The 13974-nt window shown below is 62.5% G+C and carries 13 protein-coding genes; all 13 read right to left on the bottom strand.

The window, feature by feature from the left end:
- Positions 1-209: 209 nt before the first annotated feature.
- Positions 210-1235, bottom strand: coding sequence for a TonB-dependent receptor (locus CFU_RS18980; protein WP_014007626.1), 1026 nt, complete (start codon positions 1233-1235; stop codon positions 210-212).
- A gap of 71 nt (positions 1236-1306) precedes the next feature.
- Positions 1307-1675 carry a DUF2946 family protein gene (locus CFU_RS18975; protein WP_014007625.1) on the bottom strand — a complete coding sequence of 123 codons (369 nt, stop codon included), beginning with the start codon at positions 1673-1675 and terminating at the stop codon, positions 1307-1309.
- Positions 1676-1777: 102 nt separating this feature from the next.
- A complete protein-coding gene (locus CFU_RS18970) occupies positions 1778-3394 on the bottom strand; it encodes an alkaline phosphatase D family protein (protein WP_014007624.1) in 1617 nt (538 codons plus the stop codon).
- A gap of 147 nt (positions 3395-3541) precedes the next feature.
- Positions 3542-4114, bottom strand: a complete 573-nt coding sequence (locus tag CFU_RS18965) for a YceI family protein (protein WP_014007623.1) — start codon at positions 4112-4114, stop codon at positions 3542-3544.
- Positions 4115-4150: 36 nt separating this feature from the next.
- Complete coding sequence (locus CFU_RS18960) at positions 4151-4723, bottom strand: YceI family protein (protein ID WP_041742416.1); 573 nt, start codon at positions 4721-4723, stop codon at positions 4151-4153.
- Between the two features lie 29 nt (positions 4724-4752).
- Positions 4753-5277 carry a cytochrome b gene (locus tag CFU_RS18955; RefSeq protein WP_014007621.1) on the bottom strand — a complete coding sequence of 175 codons (525 nt, stop codon included), beginning with the start codon at positions 5275-5277 and terminating at the stop codon, positions 4753-4755.
- 230 nt (positions 5278-5507) lie between these two features.
- Positions 5508-6509, bottom strand: coding sequence for a hypothetical protein (locus CFU_RS23460; protein WP_148264889.1), 1002 nt, complete (start codon positions 6507-6509; stop codon positions 5508-5510).
- Between the two features lie 2 nt (positions 6510-6511).
- A complete protein-coding gene (locus tag CFU_RS18940) occupies positions 6512-8218 on the bottom strand; it encodes a SulP family inorganic anion transporter (protein WP_148264888.1) in 1707 nt (568 codons plus the stop codon).
- 381 nt (positions 8219-8599) lie between these two features.
- Entirely contained in the window at positions 8600-9493 is an 894-nt protein-coding gene (locus CFU_RS18935) for an efflux RND transporter periplasmic adaptor subunit (RefSeq protein WP_014007618.1), read from the bottom strand.
- A gap of 43 nt (positions 9494-9536) precedes the next feature.
- Positions 9537-9740, bottom strand: a complete 204-nt coding sequence (locus CFU_RS18930) for a DUF1656 domain-containing protein (protein WP_041742414.1) — start codon at positions 9738-9740, stop codon at positions 9537-9539.
- A 2-nt stretch (positions 9741-9742) separates the two neighbouring features.
- On the bottom strand, positions 9743-11854 hold the full coding sequence (locus tag CFU_RS18925; protein ID WP_014007616.1) for an FUSC family protein: 2112 nt from the start codon (positions 11852-11854) through the stop codon (positions 9743-9745).
- A gap of 12 nt (positions 11855-11866) precedes the next feature.
- Positions 11867-13381, bottom strand: coding sequence for an efflux transporter outer membrane subunit (locus tag CFU_RS18920; RefSeq protein ID WP_014007615.1), 1515 nt, complete (start codon positions 13379-13381; stop codon positions 11867-11869).
- Positions 13382-13581: 200 nt separating this feature from the next.
- Complete coding sequence (locus CFU_RS18915; protein ID WP_238531345.1) at positions 13582-13848, bottom strand: DUF4148 domain-containing protein; 267 nt, start codon at positions 13846-13848, stop codon at positions 13582-13584.
- Positions 13849-13974: the final 126 nt, after the last annotated feature.

The following is a 13974-nucleotide window of genomic DNA, read 5'->3' as shown; positions in this document are numbered from 1 at the left end:
CGCTGTCGGATTGGATATGGCTGACATGACTATCGATACAATTGAAAACAATTGTGATATTTCTACCGCATGCCTCTTGGTCCATGCATTTAAGGCAACACCCGATTGACCGGATACATACCCGTTTATCGTTGATAAAGAACTAACTCATATTCGGGAAAGAGCGGGGGAATAGCGCGAACCGCCCCTTGGCGGCCCGCGCGTACCGGCTAGAACGAGTAACGCATGCCCAGGGTCGCGGTATAGCGGGGAGCAAGCTGTACGCCGTTGACCTTCTGATAGACCGGCAATTGCACAAAACCGTACACAGAGATTTGCTGGCTGAGCGGCACCGTCACTCCCGGGCTGAGATAGACCAGGGTGCCGCCGGTGCTGACGGTGTCGGCATCGGCGCCGGTATCGTGCAGCACGCGCCGCACATTCAGCTGGATTTGCGGCGTGAAATCAGCGTTGCCCATGTAACGCAGGCCAAGGTTCAGGTTGGCGCCGTCGCCGGGGCGGTATTGATCGCTGGAATTGAGCGCTTTTTGCACGATGCCCTGCACGAAATAATCCCAATCCTTGTTGAGCGTATCCATGTAATAGGCGCCGAGGATGGCGTCGGTGGTGCCGGTGCCAGGCTGCAGGCCGCGGTCGATAGGCACCGGGCCTGGCGCACCGGGATCGCTGGACATGGCGGTGTCGGTATGGCTGCCGGTCGGCAGTTTCAAGCCGAACATGAGGCCGAAATTGTGTTCCGGCGTAAAACCCTGGTAGCGGCCGATGATCTTGAGGTCGCCGATGCTGGACGTCCTCGAATCGTACTGGCCACCGCCGTCGCCTGGCGTCACGCCGTCCGACGCCGTGCCCAGCGTGCTATGGCTGCGCAAGATGTAGGGCAGTTGCAGGCTGACGCCCCAGTCCGGATTGATGCTGTAGTCGAGGCCCAGCGTCAGGTAATTGTTGCGGGTATATTTTTCGACTTCCTGCGGATCGCCGTTATTCGAAATCCGGCTGGCGGCGCCGGGCGAAATCGTGCTGCTGCCGCTGCGCAGCTGGTTCTGGTTCAGGTAATCGTAGCGGATATCCATTTTCAGTCCCGACGAACTGCCGAGGCCGAGGTTGTCCCAGTCGGAGCTGAGCGTGCAGCCGCAACTGGCGCAAGCCAGGGCAGCATGAGGAAACAGCGCAATAACGGAAAACGCGGCAAGCGGCAGTACTGCTGGCCGGATGCGGCGGCGTGATGGCGTAGCCATGGCATTCCTTGTTCAAATTGAAAGGTGTAAAGGCAAACTTCCGGGCAGGGAGCTTGCACTAGCTGACAAAATCAAGAAAAGACGGGCGGGCCGCGCGATTGCGGCATGAGCCAGACGACACTGGCGTGCGGAATGGATGAGGTTGGCGCCAGGTCGACGCCGGTGCTGGCAGTGGCTTGCCACAGGTTGAGGCTGGGCGGCAGGCCGAGGTCGGCCGCGTGGATGAAGCACAGCAGGCAATGGCCTTGATGGTCCTGGTCCGGCGCCGCCGGGCTGTCGGGCCCAGGCGCCTTGACGTGGCCGGCAGTGCTGCACAGTTCGCCCAGTCCCAGCGGCTGGCCGTGGGCGGCCGGCAGCAGCTGCACCACGCTTGGCAGCAATGCTGCAAACATGGCCAGGCAGACAGCTAGCTGACGCAAGGAACGGGGCAGGCGGAACATGGGCGCGCATCACGGGTTGGCAAAGTCAGCCGTATGGTAGCGCTTCACCCCGGCGCGAGCAAGCCGGCACTGTCTGTTGGAGCCGGGCCAACAGGGTAATTGCTACACCTCGGGATGGAGGTCGATCTTGAACAGGTCCTTGCCGTCGATGTCGTGCAGGGATACCGTCATGACCTTGCTTTTGGCGTCGATCTTGCCGACGCCGAAGAATTGCAGCAGCTCGCTGGGCGGGCGGTTCTGTTTCATGTCGCTGGGGATGCTGACGTAGCGCACGTCGGGGCCGAAAGTGCGGTCGATTTCGCCCGGACCGAAAGTACCGGCATGCAGCGGGCCGCCGACGAATTCCCAGAACGGCTTGAAGTCGGTGAAGCTGGCTTTCTCGGGCATGTAGTAGGTGGCCGAAGCGTAGTGCACATCGGCGGTGACCCACACCACGTTCTTGATGTCGTGCTGCTTGATGAACTTGAGCAGGTCGGCCACTTCCAGCTCGCGTCCGAGCGGCTTGCCGTGGTCGTTGTTGGCCCAGGCCTCGAACGTGCCTTGCGGCACATCCGGGTTGAGGTCCGGCACCACGATCGAGATCGGCATGTCGCTGGCGATCACTTTCCAGGTCGAGCGCGAGCGCAGCAAAGCCTGTTTGATCCAGCGCAATTGGGCGGCGCCGAGAAAAGCCGCATCCTGCGTCAGGACGCCCTGGCGGTTGCTGGAGTTGGCGCCGCGGTAGCTGCGTTCGTCGAGCATGAACACTTCCAGCAGCGGGCCGTAGTTGAACATGCGGTAAACCCGTTCGGGATCGCTGGGTTCGATCCGGAACGGGTTATATTCGAACATCGCCCGCTTGGCGTTGACGGCCAAGGTCGACAGGTCGCGTTCCTGGTAGCGTTTTTCCGCCGCGCCGATTTTCTGGCCCGGATACCAGTTGTTGCGCACCTCGTGGTCGTCCCATTGCACCAGGAACGGCACTTCCGCGGCGAAGCGGAGCTTGTTGGCGTCCAGCAGGTTATAGGCAAAATTGCCGCGATAGTCGTCCAGCGTTTCGGCTACCTTGGACTTGGCCGGCGTCACCAGGTTTTGCCAGAGCGTGCCGTCGTCCAGCCTGACTTCTTTTTCGATGACGCCGTCGGCGTAGATCTGGTCGCCTGAGTGAATGAAAAAATCGGGTTTGAAGCGGCGCATCGTTTCATAGATCCGGTAGCCGCCCCAGGCCTCGTTGATGCCCCAGCCTTGGCCGGCCTCGTCGCCGGAGAAGGCGAAAGTGATGTCGCGCTCGGCGCCGCCGGGGATCAGCAGGCTGCCGCTCAGCGGTGCGCTGTAGACCGACGGATTCTGGATGTCCTGGAAGCGCACGCGATAAAAGACGGTTTGTCCGCTGGGCAGGCCGGTGAGGTCGACCCTGGCCGAATAGTCGCTGCCGGAAAGGGCCAGCGGCCCTTGCAGCGTATGCGCATCCTGGAAATTTTCGTTGCTGGCGTACTCCACCACCATGCGCGAGGGGCGGTCGGCGCGGCTCCAGATAATCGCCTTGTCGCGCGTAATGTCGCCGCTCATCACGCCGCTGGGCAGTTGCGGCCGCAGCCGGTCCGAAGTAACCAGGGCCGGCGCGCCGCTCTGCGCGATGGCCTTGTGCAGCGGCGCGCCGGTCAGCAGCACGCCGGCGCCGGCAGCGGCGGTGCGCAGGAAATTGCGGCGTTTGAAGGCAGGGGAATTGCTGGAGGACATGGCTTGCTCCGCGAAATGGAAAGCGAAGCCAGGATTTTATCGGGCCTGTGTTACATGACGATGAATTGCCGTTTCTGGCCCGGAAATGAAAAAAGCCGAGCGGCGACATGCCGCTCGGCTTCATGCCAGCTACAGGCTGTAACCGGATCAGTTGGTCTTGATGCCTTCGACCTGGATCGCCAGCTTCACTTCCGGCGAGAACATCGGCAAGCCGTAGGTGATGCCGAAGTCGCTGCGGTTGAAGGAGGCGCTTGCATCGGCGCCGCAGACTTCGCGTTTCAGCATCGGATGCTGGATGCACTTGAACGAATTGATGGTCAGCGTGACCGGCTTGGTGACGCCGTGCAGGGTCAGTTCGCCGTCGACCGCGACCGGCTTGTCGCCGTCAAATTTGACCGAAGTGCCTTTGTAGGTGACGTCAGGGTATTTCTTGACGTCGAATATGTCAGGGCCGGATGCATGTTCGTTCATCTTGGCATGGCCGAAATCGAGCGAGCTTGCATCGATGCGGATATCGACGGAACCGGTCTTGGCGGCCCGGTCCAGCGTCACGCTGCCGCTGGTCTTTTCGAATTTCCCGCGCCAGAAGGAGATGCCCATGTGGTCGGCGGTGAAGCTCGGGTAAGTATGGTTGGGGTCGATGGTGTAAGTGTCGGCCGCGGCGAATGCACTGGCTGCGCTGGCCGCCAGCAAAGAGGCGATGATGAGTTTCAGTTTCATTATTGATTACCCTTTGGATGAGAGAAAAATACGCTGTTAGTTTGCTACGAGGTGAAACTTGATGACGATTTCGTCAGCTACCATGCTGGTGTCTTTCCACTCGCCTTCACCGATATTGTAGGTGAGGCGCTTGATCGGCAGGCTGCCGTCGAAGACTTGGGCGCCGCCTTCTTTCTTGACGCTCAGCGGGAAGCTGACATCGGTGGTCTTGCCCTTGATGGTCAGCTTGCCGGCGACGTCGTATTTGCTGCCGGCCGGCGCGCCTGCGCTGGCTTTGATCGAGCTGGCGACAAAACTGGCCTTGGCGAACTGGGCAGCGTTGAACCATTCTTTCTTCAGCACTTCTTTATTGTATTCAGGATCGCCCAGGTCGAAGCTCGGGATGGCGATGTCGACGCTGGCTTTGGCGGCTGCAGGCTGAGCGCTGTCGAAATCGATCTGCGCCGTGAACTGCTTGAACTTGGCTTCCACCGGTACGTTCATCTGCTTGAACACGATGGTGACGTTGCTCTTGGCGAGGTCGGGTTTCAGGGGAGTGGCGATGGCCGGCAGGGCGGCGCCGAGGGCGAGCAGGCCGAGGGCAGTGGTGCGCAACAGAAAATGTGTCATGGAGTATTCCTTGTGATGGATAGGTATGTTCAAGGCAGCATGCGTTTCAGCACGCCGTCGCGATCGATGAAATGGTGTTTGAGCGCCGCCAGCACATGCAGGGAAACCGCGCCCAGCATGATCATGTTGAGTGTGTAATGGACCAGTTTCAGGACCGGTTTCAGGTCCGGATTCGGCGCTATCAGCACCGGCATCGGAAACAGGCCGAGATAGGTCACCGGCACGCCGGCGGCCAGGCTGTAGAAATAGCCCGAGATCGGCACCGCAAAAATCAGGATATACAAGAGGATGTGCAGGCCGTGCGCGGCGCGCTGCTGCCATGGCTGCATGCTGTCCGGATAAGGCGGCGCGCCTTGCGTCTTGCGCCACAGCAGGCGCACGCAGGCCAGCCCCAGCACGGTCACGCCCAGCCATTTGTGCCAGGAAAAATATTTCAGCTTGGTGGGCGTCAGGCCCGGGATATCGACCATGGTCAGGCCGAGGGCAAAGGTGGCGACGATAAGGATGGCGACCAGCCAGTGCAGCACAATGGCGGGGGTTGTGTAGCGTTGCATAAATATTGGCCGTGAATAGATTGATCAGAAGTCCGGAGACGCTACAGCACCGTGGTATTTCACATGACTGTCACCCGCCTGGCTGAGACTCGTAAAGCTGCAATGAGTTTCAGGTACGCGATGTCATTCTGCTAATTTGCCAATCGATCCGCTATAGTATCGGAAATTCTTAAACGCCGTTGCCGCGTGCCCGCGCGCAACGGCGTTTGCTGGGCCACCCGGCAGCCCGCTTATCTGCGGCGATAAATGCTCTCTTTGGATGGCGGTCCGTTCATGTCGTCTTGCCGGCTATAAAGTGAAATCGCGATCTTGCCGGGTTCCAGCGCCGGCGAAAGCTGCAGCCGGTCGACCGGCACGCCGGAGATCACGCACTGGCTGTCCGGGGCCAGCTGCAATCGCACCCGTGCATTGCTGCTGTCCAGTATCGACAGCCTGGCGCGGTTGCAGTTGATGGCGTCGACGGCGTTGGCGTAGATCGCCACCGGGTCGCCCTGGTTGATGTCGGCATAGGGCGAAGCGGTGGCGCTGGTCGGCAGCCAGGCTCCCAGCGCCCATGAAGGGATCGCCAGCGGTGGCGGCGGAGGAGGCGGCAGTGCCGGCACGGCATCCGCCGGCGCCGGATCTGGCGCGGGAGGCGTTGCAAGATCCGGCGGCGCGCCCGCCGCCAGGACCGCTTCTTGCGCCGTGGGCGCCAGCATCGGCGCGGCTTCTGCCGGCGATTCCGCAACCGACGGCGGCGTCACCTCATGAGCCTGGACCACATATGGCGCGGCAGCGAGCAGGGGCGCATGGGTATCGGCCGCTGCGGGCGCCGCCAGCACCACCGGCGCCGCCGGTCCGCCTTGCGGATTTGCCGCGGCATTCATGCCGAGCAGGGCCGGCAACAGATCCATGGCAGCCTGCCTCGACATGGCCACCCGCAATTGCGGCGTATCGACCACGCTTTGCACATGCGAAGTGCTGACCGCCTTGCCATCGATGAGCACGGTCAGGTCCTGCTCCAGCGCGGCGCCGCTGGCCGCGGCCATGCGCTGCTGGGCATCCTGGCTGAGCGTGATTTCCAGCGCAACCGAATCCGGGTTGGCGTTATAGGTATCCTTGATGGTCAGGCTGATTTCGGTGAAATCGCGCTGAGAGGAAAAGGCAATCTCTGCCGCATCCGCTGCCGCCGCGGCAGTGATCGTCAATGCGGCGCACAGCGAGGCCGCCAATGTTTTCCAGCATGCACGCATGGTCATTCTCCGGGTCGTGTTTCGATAGTTTGGTTGGCAGCCTGCTGGGCGGCTCGCGCCAGGTGCACCGCTTCCGCTACGCTCAGCGCGCTCAGGGACGCCAGTGGAAAGCCGGGGGCGACTGCATTTTTCATGATGTCGTAGACCGGATCCTTGAGGCGCGCCAGCAACAGGCGCAAGCCGCGGCTGCCGGCGAAAACGAAAAAGTCATGCAAGCCTTCCAGGCTGGAGCTGTCCAGGTCGGGCGATTCTTCCAGGCTGAGGATCACGGTATGCACCGGCGCTGCCGCCGTCAAGATGTTCTGGCGCGCCTGGCCCAGGATGCGCTCGGCGTTGGCGAAAAACAGCGGTTCGTTCGGGCGCAGGATCATGACCCCGGGCACCGCCTGCGCTTCCGGGTGGGTACGCAGGTTGACATAGTCGTGGCCTTGTCCGAGCTGGCCCAGCACCGAGATGGTCGATTCTGAAAACTGGCGCAGCATCATCAGCAGGCTGATCGCGATCGAGGCCAGCAAGCCGTCCAGCACGCCCAGCAGCAGCACGGCGATGACGGAAGCGATCACCACCAGGCGATCGCGGCGCCACAGGAAGTAAGGGCGGAAGATGGCCGGATTGAGGGTATGGCCGACGGCGTGTATCACGATTGCCGCCAGCACCGGTTCCGGCGTCAGGGCAATCGCCGGCAGCAAGGTCAGGACAATCGCCAGCATCACCAGCGCCGCCACCCAGCCCGACAGGCGCGAGGTGGCGCCGGCGGCTTCGTTGGCGGAAGTGGCGGAATAACCGGCGCCGACCGGCATGCCGTGGAACAGGCCGGACAGCAGGTTGGATGCGCCCAGCGCCAGCAGGTCGCGGTTGGGCGCCACCGGGTCGCCATGCTTGATGGCGAAGCTGCGGATGGCGCCATACGATTCGGCATACAGGATCATGCCCATGGCGAAACCCAGCTCGCCCAGGCGCAGCCAGTCAGCGCGCGACAGCAGCGGCAGCGCCGGCGTCGCCAGCTGCAGGTGGATGCTGCCGACCAGGCCGACGCCATACTGGGTCAGGTGCAGCCATTGGCCGGCGGCGACGCCGATGACGATCACCAGCAGCGCGCCCGGCAGCCGACGCAGGCGTGCAAACAGATACAGCAACGCCAGCGCCGCCGCCATCACGGCGACGCTGATCCAGTTCCAGCTGCCGATCTGCACCGCCAGCTCGGGGATGAAGCGGGTCATGTCGTTGTGTAGCGGATGGACCCCGACCACGCCGGCGAACTGCTTGAGAATGATGACCAGCGCCAGGCCGAATGCGAAACCTCGCAATACCGGCTTGGCGATGAAATCGGTGATGCCGCCCAGCCGCGCCAGCCCGGCCAGCAGGAAAAACAGCCCGGTAACCATCACCAGCCCGATTGCCAGCGTCATGCGCAGGCCGGTGTCCCCGTTTGCCATGGATGCCGTGGCCGCCGCCAGCACCGCGGCCGAGGAAGAGGTGGCGGAGACGATGGCAAAGCGGCTGCTGCCAAACAGGCCGTAGCATAGCAGGCCGGCGAACAAGGCGATCACCCCGGTCTGCGGCGGCAGGTTGGCGATGCTGGAATAGGCGACCGCCTCCGGCAGCAGCAGGCCGGCGATCGACAGCCCGGCTACCAGGTCCGCCAGGTACGCGCGTTTGGCGGCCGGCGGCGGATTCAGGTCGGCATGTTGTGATGGTGCAGCGCTCATGTGCCTCCTGAAGGTGGATATGGATATCCTGGTTTTATGCGGTTGCGGCGGCCGGCGATCCGGCGGCCGGCAAACCTTCAAGACAGAAGCAACGGCAAAGCAGCTTCCGACCGGATTTGCCGCAGCAGTTTTCATTGCAGATGATTGTTATTGATTTTAAGTCAAATATCCTTGCTTGTTGCAGGGATTTTTCCCAGGAAACAAATCGCGCATAGCGGTAATGCCGTTCAGTGAAACCTGAACGGCATTTTTTTATTTGTACGAACTGGTAGGGTGGGCACCCTGTGCCCACGCGGGAGCGCGCCAATTCAGCGTGGGCAGAAAAACCTGCCCACCCTACGCCCTAGATGCGGGCGGATTAGGACAGGAAGCGGCCGCCAGTCATTTTTGCGGCTTTGGCTCGCCGGGTTTGACGATCACTGTGCAAGTCATGCCGGCCGCCAGCGTGATGCCGTCCGGCACCTTGTCGATATGGATGCGCACCGGCACGCGCTGCGCCAGCCGGACCCAGTTGAAGCTGGGATTCACGTTCGCCAGGCCGTAGCTGCCCAGCGCATTGTCGCGATCGGTAATGCCGCGCGAAATGCTGTCGATATGGCCGTTGATCAGTTGCTCGCTGCCGAGCAGGCGCATGTCGACGGCGTCGCCGACCTTCATCAAGGGCAGCTTGTTTTCTTCGAAATAACCGTACACCCAGAACGAATTGGCGTCGATCACCGCCAGCTTGGGCGTGCCGGCCTGGGCGAAATCGCCGGCATGCACATTGAGGTTGGTGATCCAGCCGTCTACGGTAGCGCGGATTTCGGTGCGGTCCAGGTTCAGCCTGGCGCTGTCGCGCGCTGCCAGGGCGGCCTGGTACTGGGCCTGGGCGGCGGAGGCGTCGGCGCTGGAATTTTCCCGGTTTTCATTGGAAATCACGTCGCCGTCCAGCTTGGCGCGGCGTGCCGCGTCGCGCTGCTTGGTGCTCAGCCCGATGCGTCGTTCGGCTACCGTCGCTTCGGCTTGCGCCAGCGCCAGCGCATAACGCGCCGGGTCGATCTTCATCAGCAGGTCGCCTTTGTGTACATAACTGTTGTCGACCACTGGCACCGCCACCACGATGCCGGAGACATCGGCAGCAACGCTGATGACGTCGGCGCGTACCCGGCCGTCGCGGGTCCAAGGCGTATTCATGTAGCGGTCCCACAGCGCGCGCACCAGCAGGAAGGCAATCAGCACCACAATCAGCGTAATCGCCACTTGCAGCAGGGTTTTTATAATGCTTGAAGATTTCATGTCGACCTAAAGGTAAATTTTTACGGCGAATTTTTATGGCAAATCAGGCGGCGTGCAACAGTAAACCGGCGCCGCCGAAAATACAAAAGAACAGGGCGATCCGGAACAGGCTGGGATGCCAGACATAACGGAACAGGCCGAGGCGGGTGAAGATCCAGTCGATCGCCATCTGCAGGAACAGGCAGCCGATGAACACCAGCAGCAAGGTCGGGATGAGCGCATCGAGTAGTGCGATTTCGCGCGGCATGGTCAAGTCTCCGAAGTATTGGTTGAGGTTTCGGCCGGCGTCAGCACGGTGACACGCTCCAGCATGGCGCCACGCATCAGGTGCAGGTTGGCCAGCACCGCCGGCAGCTCGCTGCAGACCGCGATCGCCGCCAGCACGGCATCCAGCGCGGCGCGCAGGCGGACCTGGCTGGGGCGGGCAAACAGGTAGGCGATGCTGCGTACGCATTGTGCGATTTTGTCATGCGCCTGGCGGTCCGCGACGGCCAGCATCTCCAGGCGCAGCTGGATGACGGCGCGGCCGATTTCCAGCACCGACAGCAGCCAGGTCATGATGTCGCGGTCATCCGGATTATCCAGCGAGTGGGTGATGGCAAAACGCGACAACAGGTCGCGGGTGCCGCTTTCAAAACGTCCCAGCAGACCTGGCAGCGGCCGGCCGCAGGCTTCCTCCACCTGGCGCCGCAGGGCACGGGCCAGGCGGCGCTTGATCCAGCGGCTGTCGGAAGGATCGATGATCTGGTACAGGACCGATGCGACGGCGACGCCGATCAGGCCGCCGGCCATGCCGTTGAGCAGCGCCAGCATGTCGAACTGGTAGTTGTTGCCGATGCTGGCGTAGGAAAAGAAGAAAAGCAGGATGCCGGTGCCGACGCCGGAATATTTCTTGGTGGTGGTGAGCCAGGCGCCGATCAGGATGAACGGCGCCAGCGCGATGCACAGCATGGTGAAATTTTCGGCTTGCGATTGCAGGTAGTAGGCCGACAGGAAACCAAAAAATCCGCCCAGCGCGCCGCCGATCATGAATTGCCGCACGATCTTGATGGGAGAGGGCGCGGCGGCAAACAGGGCGCTGACGACCGTCGCCATGACCACCGCATCGGCGCCCGACACCCAGCCCGATTCGAGCCAGAACAGCGACGATATGCCGAAGCCGATCGCCGCCCGCAGCGCCGAGGTCACCACCAGCGTCGGGTCGGTGCGTGCTACATAATGCGCCGGCAGCTGGACGTCGTCGGGCATGTGCATGTCGGCCTGGATCACGACGGCATGGATTCTTGCATAGACCTGCAGCTCATCGGCGAACCTGGCCAGCAACTCGGTGGCAGAGTCGAAATCGAGGATATGGCTGCTATCGCTGGCGCTGTTGTGGGCCGCCGCCAGGCCGCGGCGCAGGGCTGTCAGGCGCTGCGGCAGCCCTCGGCGCACTTGCGCCAGCAGCGTGCGGTCCTGGCTGGAGAGGGCGCGCACGATGGCCTGGTACTCCATCAGCAAGGCTTTCAGCGTGCTTTGCTTGCCGCCGTTTTGCAGGCGGCCGAACAGCTGGTCGAGCGAATGGAATGTGGTGGAGGCGGTCATGAAGGCGTTGTTCAGCTGGCGCAGCTGCAAGCTTTGCAGGTGGCCGGTTGCGCTTTCGAACACCGATGAGGTGCGCAGCGCTTCCAGCGTAATGACTTCGCCGATAAAGCGCAGCACCATGCGTTCGCGCGCCGGCCGGGAACTGGGGGCTACGTCATCGAGGGCAATGAAGGTCTTGAAATCGGCGAAACGCTTGCGCACCGTCAGCAGCAGGACGTCGGACAGGCGCTTGGGAAACAGCACGTCGCTGACCACGCCGGCGCACAGCAGGCCCAGCATCACTTCGCTCAGGCGCGTCATGGCGATGTCGAAAGCCTGGTCCGGCTGCAGCGCCGCCGGCAGGCCGACGATGACCAGGGTGTAGCCGGCCAGCACGAAGGCATACGACTGGAAGTTGCGGAAGACGGTCGAACCGGCGGTGCAGAACGCTAGCCAGCAGGCGCCGGCCGCCAGGAACAGGATCGGCTGCTGCGAAAACGAGGCGGCCAGGATGATCGACATGATGACGCCGACCGCGGTGCCGATGAAACGGTAAAACCCCTTGGCCAGCACCAGGCCGCTGCGCGGCTGCAGCACGATGATCACGGTGACCATCGCGGTGCCCGGCTTGGACAGGTCGAACAGCAGCGACAGGCCCAGCGCCAGCAGGGTCGCCAGCAGGATCTTGCTGACATACAGCAGGTTCTGGCCATGGCCTTCCAGCCAGCTGACGGCGGCATGTTTCAGGTGGTCCGGCCAGCTTTCGCGGTTGCTTGCGACGTCGTTCACGATTGTCATGATGGGCGCCGCTTATTTTTCCGCCGCGACCGCATCGGCCGGTTGCGGCAAATCGTCGCCGAGGCCGCCGCCCAGCGCCTGCATCAGCTGCGCCCAGCTGTCGAGGTAACTGGCGCGGATCTGCGCTACCCGTATCTGCTGCTGCAGCAGGACCAGCTGGGTCTGGATCACATTGATATTGGCAGTCAGGCCGGCCTGGTAGCCGCGCATGGCCAGGTCATAGGATTGCTTCGACAGCGCCAGCGCCTGTTCCGACTGCGCGCGCTGCTGTTGCTGTGATTTCAGCCTGATGATCTGGTCGGCCACGCTTTGCAGCGCCTGCACCAGCGTGTTGTTGTAGCTTTCAATGGCGCCGTCGAGGGCGGCGGTCTGGGCGCCGAGGTTGGCGCGCAGGCGGCCGCCTTCAAAAATCGGCAGCGAAATCGCCGGACCGGCGCCGCGCACCGCGGACGAGGCGCTGAGGAAGTTGGTGAAGCCGAGCGCTTGCAGGCCGACGAAGGCGGAAATATTGATGTCCGGATAAAACGCGGCCTTGGCGACATCGATATTCTTGTCCATCGCCTCCACTCGCCAGCGTTGCGCAATCACGTCTGGACGGCGGCCGACCAGGTGCGCCGGCACATTGTCGGGCAAGCCGATAGCCAGCGGCGCGCTGTGGTCGGCGCCGACCAGGCGGGCCGCCAGCTGCGGCCGCTGGATTGCTTCGCCGCTGCCGGGGCCTTGGCCGCTCAAGGCTGCAATCTGGTTGCGCAGCAGGGCGATGTTTTCATCGATTTTTTCGATGTTGGCGCGCGCGTCCGGCAACGCGGTTTCGGCCTGGCTGACTTCCAGCCGGGTGCCGAGACCTGCCGCCAGCCGGCGCTGGGCGAAGCTGGCGATCAAGGTTTGCTGCGCCAGCGTGGTGACGGCGATATCGCGCAGCGCGTATTGGGTCGCCAGCTGCAGGTAGCCGCGCACTACCGCCACTTCCAGGTTCAGCTGGGCGCTGCGGGCTTCGGCAGCGCTGACGTGGACGGTATCGAGCGCCGATTCGAGCGCGCTGCGGTCCTTGTCCCACAAGTCGAGATCGTAGCTGGCCTTGACGGTGATTTCATTGTCCCAGTTCCAGCTGCCGCCCAGCGGCGGCGGGAAGATATATTCGGAGGAATACAAGCCGCGCGTGCTGGTCGCTTCGGCGCCGACCTTGGGCAAGGTAGCGGCGCGCGCCACGCCGGCCAGCGACGACGCCTGGCGGATGCGCGCCTGGGCGATCTTCAGGCTGGGGCTGCCGGCCACGGCTTGCTGCACCAGGGTATCGAGCTGCGGATCGCGATAATTTTGCCACCAGGCGCCGGTCGGCCATGCGGTCTGGCTGAGGTTGGCCAGTGTGGCGCCGCCGGAAAGCGAGTTGCCATCGGTCAATCTGGATTGCTTGTCGATGCCGGAAAAGTCGGCGCAGGCGCTTAACAGCAGCAACTGCAGCGCCAGGGAAGCGGCGAGCAGCAGCCTGGCTGAGGGGGTACGCTGGAAGACAGGATATGACCGCATGGGAACCCAAATTGTAATGATTAGAGAGGTCTGAACGCTTATTTGCCGGCAGCGCTTGCACTACACTAAAACCCCGGGTTACGCGGTGAACGAGGATGTGACTGAATAATAGCAAAACGCCAGCTAGGCTGGCGTTTTGTGTAACTCTGAAACTCGCTGGATCAGTGTTGCATCAGATGCTTCTACAACTTAATTGCAGCTTAGTTGCCGTTATAGACCGACGGCTCTGCCTTGTTGAGCTGGCTCACTACCTCGGCACGGGTTTCCGGCTGGCCTACGGCTGCAACGACAGGGTACTGGTTGCGGGCCACTGCCAGCGAACCGTCTTTCTGGGCCTGCACCAGTTCAGCCTGGACATCGGCGCGCGATTTGGTCGACGCAAACGGTGTTTCAGGAGGATATGGAGCGTCGGCCAAAGCGCTGCCAGCGGCAGCCAAAATTGCAAAACCTGCGATAACTTGTTTCATGTTCATCTTTTTCTCCGATAAGGTTGATGGCAGCGGGCTCGGCGGAACAGGCTTGGTGCAGCCCGTCGGGTCCTGCCTCGGTGAGCGGCGCACTTGCATTTGCTGCGGTTGCTTGTGTGTTGCGTC

It is taken from the genome of Collimonas fungivorans Ter331 (assembly GCF_000221045.1).
Lineage (GTDB): Bacteria > Pseudomonadota > Gammaproteobacteria > Burkholderiales > Burkholderiaceae_D > Collimonas > Collimonas fungivorans_A.
This window is presented reverse-complemented; position numbering and strand designations above follow the sequence as displayed.

Excerpts from the sequence above, each read along its gene's own strand:
- CFU_RS18975 (WP_014007625.1), bottom strand. The coding sequence starts at position 1,675 with ATGTTCCGCCTGCCCCGTTCCTTGCGTCAGCTAGCTGTCTGCCTGGCC.
- CFU_RS18930 (WP_041742414.1), bottom strand. The coding sequence starts at position 9,740 with ATGCCGCGCGAAATCGCACTACTCGATGCGCTCATCCCGACCTTGCTG.
- CFU_RS18980 (WP_014007626.1), bottom strand. The coding sequence starts at position 1,235 with ATGGCTACGCCATCACGCCGCCGCATCCGGCCAGCAGTACTGCCGCTT.
- CFU_RS18925 (WP_014007616.1), bottom strand. The coding sequence starts at position 11,854 with ATGACAATCGTGAACGACGTCGCAAGCAACCGCGAAAGCTGGCCGGAC.
- CFU_RS18970 (WP_014007624.1), bottom strand. The coding sequence starts at position 3,394 with ATGTCCTCCAGCAATTCCCCTGCCTTCAAACGCCGCAATTTCCTGCGC.
- CFU_RS18960 (WP_041742416.1), bottom strand. The coding sequence starts at position 4,723 with ATGACACATTTTCTGTTGCGCACCACTGCCCTCGGCCTGCTCGCCCTC.
- CFU_RS18940 (WP_148264888.1), bottom strand. The coding sequence starts at position 8,218 with ATGAGCGCTGCACCATCACAACATGCCGACCTGAATCCGCCGCCGGCC.
- CFU_RS18915 (WP_238531345.1), bottom strand. The coding sequence starts at position 13,848 with ATGAAACAAGTTATCGCAGGTTTTGCAATTTTGGCTGCCGCTGGCAGC.
- CFU_RS18955 (WP_014007621.1), bottom strand. The coding sequence starts at position 5,277 with ATGCAACGCTACACAACCCCCGCCATTGTGCTGCACTGGCTGGTCGCC.
- CFU_RS18920 (WP_014007615.1), bottom strand. The coding sequence starts at position 13,381 with ATGCGGTCATATCCTGTCTTCCAGCGTACCCCCTCAGCCAGGCTGCTG.
- CFU_RS18935 (WP_014007618.1), bottom strand. The coding sequence starts at position 9,493 with ATGAAATCTTCAAGCATTATAAAAACCCTGCTGCAAGTGGCGATTACG.
- CFU_RS23460 (WP_148264889.1), bottom strand. The coding sequence starts at position 6,509 with ATGCGTGCATGCTGGAAAACATTGGCGGCCTCGCTGTGCGCCGCATTG.
- CFU_RS18965 (WP_014007623.1), bottom strand. The coding sequence starts at position 4,114 with ATGAAACTGAAACTCATCATCGCCTCTTTGCTGGCGGCCAGCGCAGCC.